Origin of the sequence: Streptomyces sp. NPDC051064 (assembly GCF_044455985.1) — a bacterium.
Lineage (GTDB): Bacteria > Actinomycetota > Actinomycetes > Streptomycetales > Streptomycetaceae > Streptomyces.
This window is the reverse complement of sequence record NZ_JBITFK010000010.1, coordinates 249,640-264,526: the sequence shown is the minus strand read 5'-3', so window position 1 is coordinate 264,526 and position 14,887 is coordinate 249,640. Positions and strand designations below refer to the sequence as shown.

13 protein-coding genes and 1 riboswitch are annotated in these 14,887 nt (G+C 70.7%); all 13 genes read right to left on the bottom strand.

Annotated features, from left to right (window positions below; translation table 11 throughout):
• Positions 1–51 precede the first annotated feature (51 nt).
• The 13 genes from ACIBCU_RS31965 to ACIBCU_RS31905 all read right to left on the bottom strand — a co-directional run bounded on the left by ACIBCU_RS31965 (position 52) and on the right by ACIBCU_RS31905 (position 14,834).
• Entirely contained in the window at positions 52–1,356 is a 1,305-nt protein-coding gene (locus ACIBCU_RS31965; RefSeq protein WP_399235698.1) for a class I SAM-dependent methyltransferase, read from the bottom strand.
• Between the two features lie 252 nt (positions 1,357–1,608).
• Positions 1,609–3,012 carry an NAD(P)/FAD-dependent oxidoreductase gene (locus ACIBCU_RS31960; RefSeq protein WP_356709603.1) on the bottom strand — a complete coding sequence of 468 codons (1,404 nt, stop codon included), beginning with the start codon at positions 3,010–3,012 and terminating at the stop codon, positions 1,609–1,611.
• Positions 3,013–3,460: 448 nt separating this feature from the next.
• The gene (locus ACIBCU_RS31955; RefSeq protein ID WP_362942447.1) at positions 3,461–4,402 is read right to left on the bottom strand and encodes a Ppx/GppA phosphatase family protein; all 942 of its coding nucleotides are present in this window, start codon (positions 4,400–4,402) and stop codon (positions 3,461–3,463) included.
• Positions 4,403–4,434: 32 nt separating this feature from the next.
• Entirely contained in the window at positions 4,435–4,980 is a 546-nt protein-coding gene (locus tag ACIBCU_RS31950; protein WP_362942456.1) for a DUF501 domain-containing protein, read from the bottom strand.
• An 88-nt stretch (positions 4,981–5,068) separates the two neighbouring features.
• Entirely contained in the window at positions 5,069–5,539 is a 471-nt protein-coding gene (locus ACIBCU_RS31945) for a septum formation initiator family protein (RefSeq protein WP_362942444.1), read from the bottom strand.
• Between the two features lie 94 nt (positions 5,540–5,633).
• Complete coding sequence (gene eno, locus ACIBCU_RS31940) at positions 5,634–6,920, bottom strand: phosphopyruvate hydratase (RefSeq protein WP_362942441.1); 1,287 nt, start codon at positions 6,918–6,920, stop codon at positions 5,634–5,636.
• Positions 6,921–7,251: 331 nt separating this feature from the next.
• Positions 7,252–7,944: a transglycosylase family protein gene (locus ACIBCU_RS31935; protein WP_362942438.1), complete on the bottom strand. Its 693-nt coding sequence runs from the start codon at positions 7,942–7,944 to the stop codon at positions 7,252–7,254.
• A riboswitch (cyclic di-AMP (ydaO/yuaA leader) is annotated at positions 7,945–8,116 on the bottom strand.
• A gap of 290 nt (positions 8,117–8,406) precedes the next feature.
• Positions 8,407–9,384: a transglycosylase family protein gene (locus ACIBCU_RS31930; RefSeq protein ID WP_399235694.1), complete on the bottom strand. Its 978-nt coding sequence runs from the start codon at positions 9,382–9,384 to the stop codon at positions 8,407–8,409.
• A gap of 105 nt (positions 9,385–9,489) precedes the next feature.
• Entirely contained in the window at positions 9,490–10,785 is a 1,296-nt protein-coding gene (locus ACIBCU_RS31925) for a cytochrome P450 (RefSeq protein ID WP_362942432.1), read from the bottom strand.
• On the bottom strand, positions 10,782–11,777 hold the full coding sequence (locus tag ACIBCU_RS31920) for a nucleoside triphosphate pyrophosphohydrolase (protein WP_399235691.1): 996 nt from the start codon (positions 11,775–11,777) through the stop codon (positions 10,782–10,784). The genes ACIBCU_RS31925 and ACIBCU_RS31920 overlap by 4 nt, the downstream gene beginning before the upstream one ends.
• A 29-nt stretch (positions 11,778–11,806) precedes the next feature.
• A complete protein-coding gene (locus tag ACIBCU_RS31915) occupies positions 11,807–12,463 on the bottom strand; it encodes a SurA N-terminal domain-containing protein (RefSeq protein WP_399235689.1) in 657 nt (218 codons plus the stop codon).
• 170 nt (positions 12,464–12,633) lie between these two features.
• On the bottom strand, positions 12,634–14,190 hold the full coding sequence (locus tag ACIBCU_RS31910; protein ID WP_399235687.1) for a serine/threonine-protein kinase: 1,557 nt from the start codon (positions 14,188–14,190) through the stop codon (positions 12,634–12,636).
• Positions 14,187–14,834, bottom strand: coding sequence for a hypothetical protein (locus ACIBCU_RS31905; RefSeq protein WP_399235685.1), 648 nt, complete (start codon positions 14,832–14,834; stop codon positions 14,187–14,189). Before ACIBCU_RS31905 ends, ACIBCU_RS31910 begins: the two co-directional genes overlap by 4 nt.
• Positions 14,835–14,887 lie beyond the last annotated feature (53 nt).

Below are 14,887 nucleotides of genomic sequence, written 5' to 3'. Positions count from 1 at the left end.
CGAAGGGCCGGTACCCGCAGCTGCGGGTACCGGCCCTTCGGCGTTCCCGGGTCAGGCGTTCGCCGACGCCGTCCAGTCGCGGGCACGGAGCGGCATGGCCGACCCCCCGCCGTCCCGCGGCCGGACCGCGAGGATCTGGTTGACGCCGATCTTGTTGTGCTCGAAGGAGAGCGCCGAGGCGGCCATGTAGAGCCGCCACACCCTGGCCCGGCCGGGCGAGGTGGCCCGCACGGCCTCCTTCCAGTGCTTCTCCAGGTTGGCCACCCACTGACGCAGTGTCAGTGCGTAGTGCTCCCGGATCGCCTCGACGTCCCGGGCCTCGAAGCCGGCCTCCTCCAGGGTGGCGACGGTGCGGCCCACCGGGGCGAGCTCCCCGTCGGGGAAGACGTAGGCGTCGATGAAGTCGTCGACGTGGTAGGCCGACTCGTCCTTCTCGGGGCGGCGGGCGATCTGGTGGTTGAGCAGCCGGCCTCCGGGCTTCAGAAGTGCGTAGAGGTCGTCGGCGTACTCCCGGAAACGGACCGAGCCGACGTGCTCGGCCATGCCGATCGAGGAGATGGCGTCGTACGGGCCGTCCCTGACGTCCCGGTAGTCCTGCACCCTGATCTCGATGCGGTCGGTGAGGCCCTCCTCGGCGATGCGCTTGCGGGCGAAGGCGGCCTGTTCGGTGGAGAGGGTCACTCCGGTGACGCGGGCGCCGTACTCACGGGCGGCGTGGATGGCCATGGAGCCCCAGCCGCAGCCGACGTCGAGGAGGCGGTCGTCCTCCTTGAGCGCGAGCTTGCGGCAGACGAGGTCGAGCTTGTCGCGCTGGGCGTCCTCCAGGGTGGAGCCCTCCTGCCAGTAGGCGCAGGAGTAGACCATGGAGGGGCCGAGGACCATGGCGTAGAAGTCGTTGCCCACGTCGTAGTGGTGGCTGATGGCTTCCTTGTCCCGGCGCTTGGTGTGCAGCGGCCCGGTGCGGCGGCGGACCTCCTCGGCGGGCGGGGGCGGCGGCGGATAGGGCCCGGCCAGCTGGACGAGGCCGCGGGCGAACGCCCGCACCCTGGGGTTGCGGACGGGGTGGACGGAGTCCTTCGCGTCGGCACCCCGTTCCCAGAGGAGCGAGGCCAGGGCGTCCAGGGTCGCGTACAGGTCGCCCTCGACGTCGATCTCGCCGGCCACCCAGGCGCGGGCGAGGCCCAACTCGCCCGGCTTCCAGAGCAGTCGGCGCAGGGCGCGGCGGTGACGCAGGACCAGGGCGGGGGCACCCGGCGGCCCGGATTCGCTGCCGTCCCAGGCCCGGATCCGGACGGGCAGGGGGTCTCCCAGCAACTCTTCGGCAAGAGCGGTCAGCCGCGATGCGGCGTCGGCCATGGTGCACACCTCCGTGGTGGTGTTTCCGAACGTGCCTAAATTCGCATATACGCACCCGAACCGGGCCGCGACACCTCGGGGCCGCAGCGAGGTACACCAGCGTCAACGTCTTCCCACGCCCGCGCCATCCCAATCCCGGGCAATGGAACGGCAAAATAGCTGCACTTGCCATCTAGTTGACGGGGTCCGGAAACGCCGAAAGGGCCGCCCGCACCACGGATGGCGGACGACCCCTTCGGTTCCGTACAGGCGCTAGGAGGCCTTGGCCTTTTCGCCGGTCGTGCTCTTGTCGCCGTCGGCCTTGGCCGCGACGGGAGCCGGGCTCGGCTTGGCGGCCTCGTAGAACTCCTCGCGCGGCGTCTCCATGGCGCCGAGCGAGACGACCTCGCGCTTCAGGAACATCGCCAGCGTCCAGTCCGCGAAGATCCGGATCTTACGGTTCCAGGTCGGCATGGCCATGCCGTGGTAGCCGCGGTGCATGTACCAGGCGAGACGGCCCTTGACCTTGATCTTCACCTTGCCCATGACGATCATCGCGACGCCCTTGTGCAGGCCGAGACCGGCGACCGCACCCTTGTTGGCGTGGCTGTACTCCTTCTGCGGGAAGCCCCGCATGCCGGAGATGACGTTGTCGCCGAGGACCTTCGCCTGACGCAGCGCGTGCTGGGCGTTCGGCGGGCACCAGGCGTTCGGGTTACCGGCGCGGCGGCCGACCATGTCCGGCACCTGGGCGTTGTCGCCCGCGGCCCAGATGTAGTCGGTGCCCTGCACCTGGAGCTTCTCGGAGGTGTCCACGTGACCACGCGGGCCGAGCGGCAGACCGAAGCGGGCCAGCGCCGGGTTCGGCTTCACGCCGGCCGTCCACACGATCGTGCTGGAGTCGACCTCGAGGCCGTTCTTCAGCACCACGTGGCCGTCGACGCAGGAGTCCATGGAGGTCGAGAGGTAGACCTCGACACCGCGGCTCTCCAGGTGCTCCTTGCCGTACGCACCCAGCTTCGGGCCGACCTCGGGAAGGATCTTGTCGGCGGCGTCGACCAGGATGAAGCGCATGTCCTCGCGCTTCACGCTCGTGTAGTACTTCGCCGCGTCGCGCGCCATGTCCTCGACCTCGCCGATGGTCTCCGCGCCGGCGAAGCCGCCGCCCACGAAGACGAACGTCAGCGCCTTGCGGCGGACGTCCTCATCGGTCGTCGAGTCGGCCTTGTCCAGCTGCTCGAGGACGTGGTTGCGCAGACCGATGGACTCCTCGATGCCCTTCATGCCGATGCCCTGCTCGGCGAGGCCGGGGATCGGGAAGGTGCGGGAGACCGCGCCCATCGCGATGACCAGGTAGTCGAAGGGCAGCTCGTAGGCCTCGCCGACGAGCGGCGCGACCGTGGCGACCTTGCGGTCCTGATCGATGGTCGTGACACGGCCGGTGAGAACCTCTGCCTTCGGCAGCACGCGTCGCAGCGGGACGACGACATGCCGAGGCGAGATGCTGCCGGCAGCAGCTTCGGGGAGGAAGGGCTGGTACGTCATGTACGAGCGCGGGTCGACGACCGTGACGGTCGCCTCTCCATACCGCATCTTCTTCAGAATGCGACGAGCTGCGTACAGGCCTACGTACCCACCGCCTACAACGAGGATCCTGGGACGCTCCGTGGTGCTCATGCCATCGAGTATCCACCCCCCTAGGGGGGCATGCTCGTGAGCCCCTTCACAAGGTATGCGCCACCCTCTGCTACACTTCGCCGCCCACGTGACCCAGGTCATGGTGCGAACGGGGAACCACGACGCTCCGGCGAACGTTGTTCACCACTTGTGAGCTGGCCCTTGAGCCCTTCGGCAAGATGAACCACCCGCCGGGGACATGCCGTCGCCACACCCCCGAAACGCTCCCGCGGCACACGCGCGCGGGCCTCCGGGCGGCCCGTACCGCCCTCCAGGAGCAGAACTTCGCCCGGTAGGGCCGAATTCCTTGTGAAGAAGTTCACGAAGTTCGTCGGGCGGCCTCGCGAAAGCCCTCTCCGAACGGGTCCGGAGAGGGCTCCACCAGCTCAAAGGTGCAGGCCGGAAAGCGTTTGAGCGCCACCTCGCCGCACCGGGGCCCGCTCGGTGATCAGGCCGCCGACCAGGCGATCCCGTCGAGGATGTCGTGCTCGCTGACGACGACCTCCCGCGCACCGGTCCGCTCCATCACCGCGAGCAGGACGAGCGCCCCCGAGGCGATCACATCGACCCGGCCCGGGTGCATCGCGGGGATCGCCGCACGCTCCTCGTGCGTCGAGGCGAGCAGCCGCGCGGTGATCTCCCGGACCTGCGCGAGGGAGACCCGGGAGTGGTGGATCGCCTCGGAGTCGTACTCCTCGAGCCCGAGCGCCATGGCGGCGACGGTGGTGACCGTCCCGGCGAGGCCGACGAGCGTCGCCGCGGAGGAGATCGGCACGCTCTCCTCGGCCAGGTCCAGGGCGGCCCCGACGTCCGCGCGGATCGCGGCGATCCGGTCGGGCGTGGGCGGGTCCACCACGGCCCCGTCCAGGACCAGGTGACGCTCCGTCATGCGTACGCAGCCGATGTCCACGGACCGGGCCGCGCGCACGCGGTCGTCACCGACGACGAACTCGGTGGAGCCGCCGCCGATGTCCACGACGAGGTAGGGCTTCTCCAGGTGGTCGCTGCCCACCAGTTCCTTGGTGGCGCCGTCGAAGGAGAGCTGCGCCTCCTCGTCCCCCGTGACGACCTCCGGCTCGACCCCCAGGATGTCCAGGACGCCGCGGACGAACGTGTCGCTGTTCTCCGCGTCGCGGGAGGCGGACGTGGCGACGAACCGGATCCGTTCGGCGCCGAGCTCCTTGACCGCCTCCGCGTACTCGCGGCAGGCGTCGAAGGTGCGCTCCAGCGCCTCGGGGGCCAGCCGGCCGGTCCGGTCGACGCCCTGGCCGAGCCGGACGATCCGCATCCGGCGGTCGACCTCGGTGAACTCTCCGGTGGCGGGGTCCACGTCGGCGACGAGCAGGCGGATGGAGTTGGTACCGCAGTCGATGGCGGCAACGCGGGTCATGGGGCTCCTGTGGTTGTACGTGTACCGGCGGATCAGGAAGCGTCGGGCCCGGCGTCGTCGGAGCCGCACGGTGTGACGCACGGCCCCTTCGCCCACCACTCCGGCAGCATCGCGATCGCCTCGTCGCCCAGCGGGTTGACCCCGGGGCCCGCCGCCAGCGAGTGGCCGACCAGGACGTGCAGGCACTTCACCCGGTCCGGCATGCCGCCCGCGCTCGGGAAGCCCTCCAGGACCTCGATGGCGTCACGGCGCGCGATGTAGTCCTCGTGCGCGGCGCGGTAGGCGGCCGCCAGCTCCGGGTCCGTGGTGAGCCGCTCGGTCATCTCCTTCATGACCCCGTTGGCCTCCAGCGTGCCGATCGCCGACGCGGCACGCGGACAGGTCAGGTAATACGTCGTCGGGAACGGCGTGCCGTCCTCCAGACGGGGCTGCGTCTCGACCACGTCCGGGTTGCCGCAGGGGCAGCGGTGCGCGATGGCGCGCAGCCCGCGCGGCGGCCGGCCGAGCTGGAGCTCGAACGCGGCGATGTCCGCGGCGGTGGGCGTGGTGGATTCGGTCTGCGGAGGGGGCGTGTCCATGCCTGCCTTGAATGTCATCGGTCGGACTGTATGAATCGGTACGGGGAGAAGACGCGGCGCGGGTACGGAACCCGGTGCCGGGACGGGGTCATTCGCGGTCCGCGCTGTCGACGCCGTCCCAGAGGTTCGAGTGCCAGGGCCGCCCCGTCGCCCCCGGCTCCCCCCGGCGCACCTCGGCCGCGTCCGGGTCGACCACCGTATAACCGGTCTCGCCGGGCAGCACGTAGTGCAGGTGCTGGCGCGCGAGACGGCGGATGTACGCGTCGTCCTTGAGCCGCGCCTTCTCGTCACGCAGCTCCTCGGTCCGCTCGTGCGCCTCCCGCGAGAGCCTCTCCTGATCGGCGATCTGGTCGCGCTGGGAGATGTACTGCCGCATGGGATACGCGAGGGCGACCACCAGGGAGCAGACGATCAGCGCCAGGAACGCGGCCCGCCCGGTGAGCCGCGAACGGCGGGCCTGGCGGCGGTTCTGGGACCGGTAGACGCGGGCCGCCGTCTGCTCACCGAGCAGCCGCAGCCTGGTCGCGGTGGAGAACCGGTCGCGGTCCTTCCCGGCCATGTCTCACGCCTCCCCGTTACGCACGTCCGTCCCCGCACACGGTACGGGACCGGATGCGGGGACGGACGGAGGCTGGTGCTCCGGACTCGGGCTGTCAGCCCTCGAAGCGGAACCGCGGGAACGCCGAACGACCGGCGTACACGGCGGCGTCGTCGAGGATCTCCTCGATGCGCAGCAGCTGGTTGTACTTGGCGACGCGGTCCGAGCGGGCCGGGGCACCGGTCTTGATCTGGCCGCAGTTCACGGCGACGGCGAGGTCGGCGATGGTGACGTCCTCGGTCTCACCGGAGCGGTGGGACATCATGCACTTGAAGCCGTTGCGCTGGGCCAGCTCGACGGCGTCCAGGGTCTCGGTCAGCGAACCGATCTGGTTGACCTTGACGAGCAGGGCGTTGGCCGAGCCCTCCTCGATGCCACGGGCGAGGCGCTCGGGGTTGGTGACGAACAGGTCGTCGCCGACGATCTGCACCTTGGAGCCGAGCTTGTCGGTGATGACCTTCCAGCCCGCCCAGTCGTCCTCGTACAGCGGGTCCTCGATGGAGACCAGCGGGTACGCGGAGACGAGCTCCTCGTAGTACTCGGTCATCTCGGCCGCCGAACGGGACTTGCCCTCGAACTCGTAGACGCCGTCCTTGTAGAACTCGGACGCGGCGACGTCGAGCGCGAGCGCGATGTCGCGGCCCGGGACGTAACCGGCCTCCTTGACGGCCTCGAGGATGAGGTCGAGGGCGGCGCGGTTGGACTCGAGGTTGGGGGCGAAGCCGCCCTCGTCACCGAGACCGGTGGACAGGCCCTTGGTCTTCAGGACCTTCTTCAGGGTGTGGTAGATCTCCGCACCCCAGCGCAGGGCCTCGGAGAAGGACTCGGCGCCGATCGGCGCGATCATGAACTCCTGGATGTCCACGTTGGAGTCGGCGTGCGAGCCGCCGTTCAGGATGTTCATCATCGGAACGGGCAGCAGGTGCGCGTTCGGGCCGCCGAGGTAGCGGAACAGCGGGAGGTCGGAGGCCTCGGAGGCGGCGTGCGCCACGGCCAGCGAGACACCGAGGATGGCGTTGGCGCCGAGGGAGGCCTTGTTCTCGGTCGCGTCCAGGTCGAACATCGCCTGGTCGATGAGGCGCTGCTCGGTGGCGTCGTAACCGACGAGCTCCGGGCCGATCTGCTCGATCACGGCGAGGACGGCCTTCTCGACGCCCTTGCCCTGGTAGCGGTTGGGGTCACCGTCGCGAAGCTCAATGGCCTCGAACGCACCGGTGGAGGCGCCGGACGGAACAGCAGCACGTCCCGTGCTGCCGTCGTCGAGGCCAACCTCGACCTCGACGGTGGGGTTGCCCCGGGAGTCGAGGATTTCCCTGGCTACGACGACGTCGATGGACGGCACGAGGCATCTCCTTCTGGGATCTGACACTGGTTGTGCAGGGTCACTGTGGCCTTGCGCCACGAGCCTAACCGGCTCGGCGCGCTCCGTCGGCCGTCCGCCCGTCCCCTGGGACGAAAAAGGACCCAAGGGCCTGCATTCCGGGCAAAGCTCCAGAATTCTACTGACGAGTAACCACAACAGTTGAACACTCACCCTTACGGCGAGCCCGCGTCCACACCCCGTCGGAGGGTCCGGACGCGGCCCGGCCCGGCGCGCGGGGGGTCTGCGCGCCGGGCCGGGCTCCGGGGCAGGAGGAAGACCCCGGGGTACTACCGACTGCTTCGGGTTCCGACTACTTCAGGTGGAGCTGCTGACCCGGGAAGATCAGGTCGGCCTTGTCGACGATGTCGTCGTTCAGCTTGAACAGCTTCTGCCAGCCACCCTTGACCTTCTTCGCGTCGGCGATCTTGCTGAGGGTGTCGCCGGACTTCACCTTGTACTCGCCGTCACCCTTCTCGACCTTCTCACCGGTGGGGGTGGTGACGGTCTTCTCGGGAGCCGTGCGCTTCTCGCTGCGCGTGGTGGGCTGCTCGGCCTTGCGCTCCGGCGCGGCCTGCGGGGCCGTGTCGCCGTTCTTCGCGGAGCCGGTGTCGACACCCGGGTCCACACCGTCGTTCGTCAGACCGCCGGCGCCGGCGCAGGCCCAGGCGCCCGGGCCCTGAAGGTCGAGGAGCTTCTCGGCGGCGGCTATCTGCTGGTCCTTGGTGGCCAGGTCGGCGCGGGAGGCGTACTGGGTGCCGCCGGCGGCCGCCCAGCTGGACTGCGAGAACTGCAGGCCGCCGTAGTAGCCGTTGCCGGTGTTGATGGACCAGTTGCCACCCGACTCGCACTGGGCGACGGCGTCCCAGGTGTCGACGGAGGCGGCGGAGGCGCCGGTCGCGCCCATCAGCGGTACGGCGACTGCGGCACCGGCGACACCGGCCAGGGTCGCGACACGGACGGCCTTGGACGGGCGACGGTGCTTGCCCTTGCTGGAAAGCAGCATGGTTCTCCTCACCGACGCCTACGAGGTGAGCTGTCGGGTTCGGGCCTGTGAGTTGCCCGGTCGCCCTCACTTTCGGACGACTTCACCCCTAGCCGTGTCTCCGCCCGTCTTCCGACGGCCGGGTCCGGCGCTTACCTGGGTCCCCCGCTCCTGCCTACGGCGCTTTACGCGTCGGTTCCCTTCGGCCGACGGCAGGATTCGGCGTGACGGTCGAAGGTGCCCGCGGTGCGAGCGGCTCCGACCGTAAACACACGCAACCCCCACATTCAAAGATGGACATAACGACTAATCAGCCCGTAACGCCCCCACGTGGAGGGTCGTTTTCGCAGGTCGGAGCCAATATGGACGGAGCGGGCGGACCGGACGCACCAGTTGAAGCAAAGAGACCCATGTCTCACTTACGCATAAGCGGACATAGGCCTCTGAACTACCCCCTCTTTCGGGGTGTTTTCACGCTTTTGATCAGTTGGTGGCGGCCTCCGCCCGGCTGCCCTGCGCGTCCGCCCCGAGGTCCAGGGTCTGGCCGGGAAGGATCAGGTCCGGGTCGGAGCCCAGCTCGTCCTCGTTGGCCGCGTAGAGCGCGGTCCAGCCGCCGGGAAGCTCCTGCGCGTCGGCGATCGCCCAGAGGTTGTCGCCCTCGCGGACGGTGTACGTCCCCTCCGCGCCCTGACGCGCGTCGGATTCACCGCGCGAGGCGTGGCGGCCGGACTCGCGCCCGTCGTCCTGGCCGGTCCTGGCGGTCGCCTCAGGGGCCGGCGTGCCGCGGTGCTTGCCGCCCTCCTCCGTGCCGCCCTTCGGGGCGCCGGACGTCCCGGAGGCCTCGGGGGACGGAGTGGCGGACGGCGTCGTGCCGGCCTCGTCACCCTCGCCCGTCCTGCCGTCGGACGCGTCCCGGCCCGCCTCGCCCTTCGCGTCGGAGTCGTCCGAGGTGGCGGCGTCGTCCGAGCTGTCCGCCGGGTCGGTCGCGTCGGAGGAAGGCGTCCCGGACGGCGTCGCGGAATCCGAGGGCTCGGCCGAGGGCTCGGCGGACTCCTCGCCGCCCGGGTCGACGCCGGGCAGCCCCTCGTCCAGGGAGAGCCCGGAGATCACCGAGCAGCTGGCCCACGCCTGCGGTCCCTTGTCGTCCAGGATCTTCTCCGCGACCGCTATCTGCTGCGAGCGGCTGGCGAGGTCGGCGCGCGGCGCGTACGCCGTGCCACCGTAGGCCGACCAGGTGTCCTGCGAGAGCTGCAGGCCACCGTAGTAGCCGTTGTCGAGGTCGGCACTCCACATGCCACCGCTCTCGCACTCGGCGACCCGGTCCCAGGTCGACGCGTCGGCGGCCTGTGCGCCGCCCGCGCCGAGCAGCGGGATGGCAATGGCCGATCCGGTGACGCCTGCAGCGACGACGATGGCGGGTGCCTGACGAGGGCGACGGTGTCTGCCGGTCGCGGAGCCCATGGGATTGCCTTCCGTGTGACTGACGTGTGACGGGTGAGTCGAACGGTGAACCTAGCCGTACTCGAACGTGTGTCACAAGTCGATGCAGCGGAGATCACGTGAAAGTCACAGAGTTGACAGGCTGTCACTTTTTTCCACCCGATGTCCGGGACCGAACTCCACGGGAAGCGTGCGCAGTCCACGCATGATGAGCCCGCCGCGCCAGCGCAAATCGGCAGGTTCCGCGGCAAGCCGCAGGTCGGGAAGGCGCCTCAGCAGCGTCGCCAGCGCCACCTGGCCCTCCAGCCGGGCCAGCGGCGCACCCAGGCAGTAGTGGATGCCGTGCCCGTATCCGAGGTGCTGATTGTCACTGCGCGCGAGATCCAGGGTGTCCGCATCCTGGAACCGCTCCGGGTCCCGGTCGGCGGCGGCCAGCACCACGAGAACCGGGTCCCCCGCCGCGATGTCCTGCCCTCCCAGCGTCACGGGTTCGGTGGCGTAACGCCATGTCGCGAGCTCCACCGGGCCGTCGTAGCGCAGCAGCTCCTCGATGCCCGTGGCGAGCAGGTCCGTCTCCCCGGCGGCCAGCGAGCGTTCCAGGCGCTCGCGCTGGGACGGATTGCGCAGCAGCGCGTAGGTGCCGTTGCCGATGAGGTTCACGGTCGTCTCGAAACCGGCGAAAAGGAGGATGAATGCCATCGCCGCGGCCTCGTTCTCGCTGAGGTGCTCGCCGTGGTCGCTCGCCCGGATCAGCCCGGAGATCAGGTCGTCGCCGGGATTCTCCCTTTTGCGGTGGATGAGTTCGGCGAGATAGCCGCGCATCTTCTTGACCGACCTGGCCACCCCGCCGCGCGGTCCGCCGCCGTGCCGGATCATCATGCCCGCCCAGTCGCGGAAGTCGTCCTGGTCCTCCCGGGGCACGCCCAGCAGGTCGCAGATCGCGTAGATCGGCAGAGGGAACGCGAAGTCATGGATGAGGTCCGCCTTCCCCTCCTCGATGAAGGTGTCGATGAGGCGGTCCGTCAGCTCCTGCACGCGCGGCGCGAACTCCGCGACCCGGCGCGGAGTGAACGCCTTGGACACGAGCCGGCGCAGTCGGGTGTGGTCCGGGGGGTCGATGTTCAGCAGGTGCGTCATCAGCTCCGCCTTGCGCTCCCCCGGGATGCCCGTCTTCCCCTTGGCGTTGGCGGAGCCCGCGTGGTGGGCGGGGTTCTTGGAGAGCCGGGTGTCGGCGAGCGCCTGCCGGGCATCGGCGTAGCGGGTCACCAGCCAGGCCTCGACACCGCTGGGCAGCTTCGTGCGGTGCACGGGGCTGTGCTCGCGGAGCCAGGCGTAGGCGGGGTACGGGTCGGTGGCGAACTCCCAGGTGAAGAGTTCGGGGGCTGCGTCGGGCGTGGGAGCCGTCCCGGGGCTGTCGTTCACTCCTCGACGCCGTCCGGAGCGGCCCCGGGCCCCCCGAGGCCCTCCGCCGCCCGGATCGCGTCCCGGTAGGCGCGGGCGGCGGCCCGCAGGGCGGCCTCCGGGTCGGTGCCGTCCTGCTCGGCCTCCACGGCGAGAGCGAGCAGCCGGTAGCCGACCCCGTCGCCCTCGGGGAGCGCTGCGTCGAGGCTCGCGGCCCGGGCCCTGCTGCCGAGCTTGGCGGCCAGCGCCAGACCGGGCTGGCCGAGCGGCACCCCGTCGGTGACCGACTCGCGCTGCTTCTCGATCGCCTTCGTACGGAGCCAGTGCGCGTGGACGTCCTCCGGGGTCTCGGCGGTCTCGTCGCCGAACACATGCGGATGACGGTGGATCAGCTTCTCGACGATCGTGGCCGCGACATCGTCGATGCCGAACGGCTCCTCCTGGTCCTCCTGCGCGATCCGGGCGTGGAAGACGACCTGGAGCAGTACGTCGCCGAGCTCCTCGCGCAGCTCCTCGCGGTCGCCGTCCTCGATGGCCTCGACCAGTTCGTACGCCTCCTCGATGGCGTACTTCGCGAGTCCTTCGTGCGTCTTCTGCGAGGTCCACGGGCATTCGAGCCGGACCCGGTCCATGACCTGGACCAGGTCCAGGAGCCGCGCGCCCGGCAGGTCGTACGAACCGGGCAGCAGCTCCAGGTCCGGCATCTGCACCCGGCCCGAGCCGCCGAGCCGGGCCAGGCCGTCGGTGAGCGGCTGGTTCCCCTCGCCGCCCACCAGCACCACCACGGTCCGGCCGCCCGCGCAGTCGTCCACCAGGTCCTCGGCCGAGGGCGCGGTGTGTTCCACGGCCACCCCCGCCTCCCGCAGATAGGGCAGCTGCGGATGGCCGGACTCGGCGCACAGCACGCGGTCCGCCGCGTGCAGCGTCTGCCAGGCGGGCCAGGACAGCAGACCGGGGGCGACCCGGTGGCTGGCGGTGAGCAGGACGATACGGCCGGGGTCTTCAGCGTTCACACCCCGAACCTACCTCCGGTCGGGCGGGGTCAGGCGCCTGCCTCGGGCTCCTGCCCCTGGACCGGCGTGACCTGGGTGATCCACGGGGCCTTGTACGTGCTGAGCTGGACCTTCTTGTTGTCCCAGCTGCCGTAGCGCGGATTGACCTCGATGTGCAGCGCCTTCGACGCCTTGGTGAGGCTCTCGCCGACCGCCTGCACCCCGACGGGGTTCTGCAGGTCGGCGCCGAGCGCCTGGGCCAGCTTCTGGAGCTGGACCTCCTGGCGCAGACTCGCCTCGATCTGGCCGGGCGCCACCCAGCGCTGCTCCAGCATCAGCGTCTTCACGCCCTCGTCCCCGCCGGACTGCTCGGCGGCGGCGCTGCGGATCTGCTGGACCTCCTTGCGGCTGACGCTCACCCCGGCGTCCTTCGCGGCGCGGTCCAGGACCCGCCCGAAGATCAGGCCGGACAGCTTGACCCGGGTCAGCTGGCCCGACTTCGTCACCAGGTCCACGGACCGTTCGGAGTCCTGCTGCGCGGTGCGCACGTCGGCCGCCTGCGCCTGGACCGTGGCCACGTCGATCCGGTCGCCGCCGACCACGGCCGCAGCACCGGGATGGGCCTCACTGCCACAGGCGGTCAGGAGCGGCGCCGCGACGAGCGTTGCGGCGGTAAGGGCGAGCGCGGTGCGACGTCGGCGGTGCAAAGGAGCCTCCCGGGGAGAGTTTGTGCATCAGTGCACAAAGCCTTGCGGTGATCGATGTTAGGCAGTGGACGTGATTCGGGCCACTGCTTCGACCAACGATTTCCGGACCGGTCAGTGCGGGGTCACGGACGAAATCCCTTCGGGCCGGCCTGTTCCGGCCGTCCGCCGCCTCACACCGAGCCGCGTACATCCTGGTGGTGGGTCAGTTGCCGGCGGAGCTCCGTGGGGAGCGGGTGGTGCGGTCCGTAGGCCCGCTCGGTGTCGTACAGCAGGGTCTGCAACTGGGCGCGGCCCGCCGTGTGGTCGCCCATCCCGAGCAGGAGGTGGCCGATCCGGTGGCGGATGTCGAAGGCCCGGCCGGGGCCGGAGGACGTCACGTAGCCGTTCTCGTAGTAGGGGAGGACGGCGCGGTACTCGGCGAGCGCGGCGGCCGCCTCACCGAGCTGCTCCAGGCACTGCGCGGCGTCGTAACGGAACTGCAGGGTCTGGGAGTCGGCGGGGCCCGCCTCCGCCGCACGGTCGTCGGCGAGGCGGCGGAGCTCGGGGAGGGCGCGGCGGTACTGGCCGTCGTCCATCAGCGTCGCCGCGTACTGCTTGCGCAGGATCCGGACGACCGGTGAGTGTTCGCCGTGCTCCAGGGCGGCGGCCGGCAGGATCCCCCCGAGGATGTCGACTGCCTGGGTGATGCGGCCCTCCTCGAGCAGCCGTTTCACGTCGTCGACGGCCTGTGCCACATCGGGCCTGGCCGGCGGTGTCCGGGGCGGGGCGGGTGCCTGCCGGCCGGGGACGGGCACCGGCGCGGGGGCGGCCGCCCGGTCCGGCCAGGGGGCGTGCGGGCGGAGGAAGGGGCGGGTCGGGTCGAGGGGCCCGGCCGGTGTGCCGCCGGCGGGCAGCAGGGGCCGCAGGGACTCGTAGACCTCCTGGGCCGAGGCGGGGCGGTCCTGCGGGTCCTTGGAGAGCAGCCGCAGGACGAGTGCTTCGAGCGCCTCGGGGACCTCGGGCCGGATGTGCCTGACCGGGAGCGGGGGCTCGTAGAGGTGGCGGTGCAGGACGCCGAGTGCGGTGGAGCCCGCGAACGGCACGTCACCGCTGAGGAGTTCGTGCAGGAGCACACCGAGTGCGTAGAGGTCGGTGTACGGGCCGACGGCACCGCCCATCGCCTGCTCGGGGGCCATGTAGGCCGGCGAGCCGATCGGTGAGCCCGTGTGTGTCAGCCGGGTGGTGTCGGTGTCCATGACGGAGGCGATGCCCAGGTCGAGCACCGTGAGGGTGCCGTCGGGCTTCACCATCGCGTTACGGGGCTTGAGGTCCCGGTGGACGATCGGCACGGCGTGCACCGCGGAGAGCACCGCGCACAGCTGGGCGGCGATCGCCACGGCCCAGGGCCACGGGTAGGGGTCGTGCTCGGCGAGATGGTCGGCGAGGTCGGCGCCCTCGACGTACTGCATGACGAGGAAGAGGTCGTCGCCGTCGCTGCCCGCGTCGTGGACGGTGACCAGACCGGGGTGGTCGACCTGTGCGGTGACCCGGCACTCCCGGACGAACCTGCGGCGCAGATCGTCGGCGGCTTCGCTGCCGGTGGGGCCGGCCACCCGGTCGGGGCGCAGGAGCTTCACCGCGACCCTGCGGTCGAGGCGCTGGTCGTACGCCGTCCAGACCTGGCCCATGCCGCCTTGGCCGAGAATCGTCGCCAGCTGGTAACGACCGGCGATGACACGCCCGTTCACCGGCTGTCGCCCTCCTTGCGGAGGTAGTCGCTCAGCTCGTCGAGCTCGGCGCGCACCTGGTCGAGGCGCTGGGGGGCGGCGGGCCTCGGGGTGTCGGACGGCGCGGCGGGTGGCGGCGGCGTGGGGCTCTGCCGTGGGGCGGGCGGGTAGCCGTAGGCAGGAGAGGGCGGCGCCTGCCGCGGTCCGAATCCGGCGGACGAAAACGAGGACGCCCCCGGGTGCGGGGGGCCGTACGGAGCGGCGTACGGACCCGGGTGGGAGACCCCGTGCGGGCCGGCCGGCGGACCGCCGTACGGACCGAAGTGCCGTATGTCCGTGTACAGGTAGTAGGTGACCGTGCCGACGAAGACCACCAGCATCCAGGACAGGGTGATGATCGCCTGCCCGTCCGTCATCACCTCTTCCTCCGGCGGCAACGACCCGAGGTACGCGATGAGTCCGGCGTTCAGCGCCAGCACGAGGCCGAACAGCCACCAGTCGCGCTGCTTACGGGTGACGATCGCCAGCCGCAGCATGGCCGCCCAGGCGAGGAGTCCACAGCTCAGCAGCGCGAGTGCCACGAAGACCACGCGCAGCGTGACGAGCGTGGCCGAGGACGGAGAACGCTTCGGCTGCTGCTCCGGCGGATAGCCGTAGCCGTGCATGTGCTGCTCCCGGAGGGCGTGGATCGGACGTGTGCAGTGAGCGTATACACCGA

Bases quoted from the DNA above. Each gene is read 5' to 3' on its own strand.
- ACIBCU_RS31965 (WP_399235698.1), bottom strand. From the start codon at position 1,356: ATGGCCGACGCCGCATCGCGGCTGACCGCTCTTGCCGAAGAGTTGCTG.
- ACIBCU_RS31960 (WP_356709603.1), bottom strand. From the start codon at position 3,012: ATGAGCACCACGGAGCGTCCCAGGATCCTCGTTGTAGGCGGTGGGTAC.
- ACIBCU_RS31955 (WP_362942447.1), bottom strand. From the start codon at position 4,402: ATGACCCGCGTTGCCGCCATCGACTGCGGTACCAACTCCATCCGCCTG.
- ACIBCU_RS31950 (WP_362942456.1), bottom strand. From the start codon at position 4,980: ATGGACACGCCCCCTCCGCAGACCGAATCCACCACGCCCACCGCCGCG.
- ACIBCU_RS31945 (WP_362942444.1), bottom strand. From the start codon at position 5,539: ATGGCCGGGAAGGACCGCGACCGGTTCTCCACCGCGACCAGGCTGCGG.
- ACIBCU_RS31935 (WP_362942438.1), bottom strand. From the start codon at position 7,944: ATGCTGCTTTCCAGCAAGGGCAAGCACCGTCGCCCGTCCAAGGCCGTC.
- ACIBCU_RS31930 (WP_399235694.1), bottom strand. From the start codon at position 9,384: ATGGGCTCCGCGACCGGCAGACACCGTCGCCCTCGTCAGGCACCCGCC.
- ACIBCU_RS31905 (WP_399235685.1), bottom strand. From the start codon at position 14,834: ATGCACGGCTACGGCTATCCGCCGGAGCAGCAGCCGAAGCGTTCTCCG.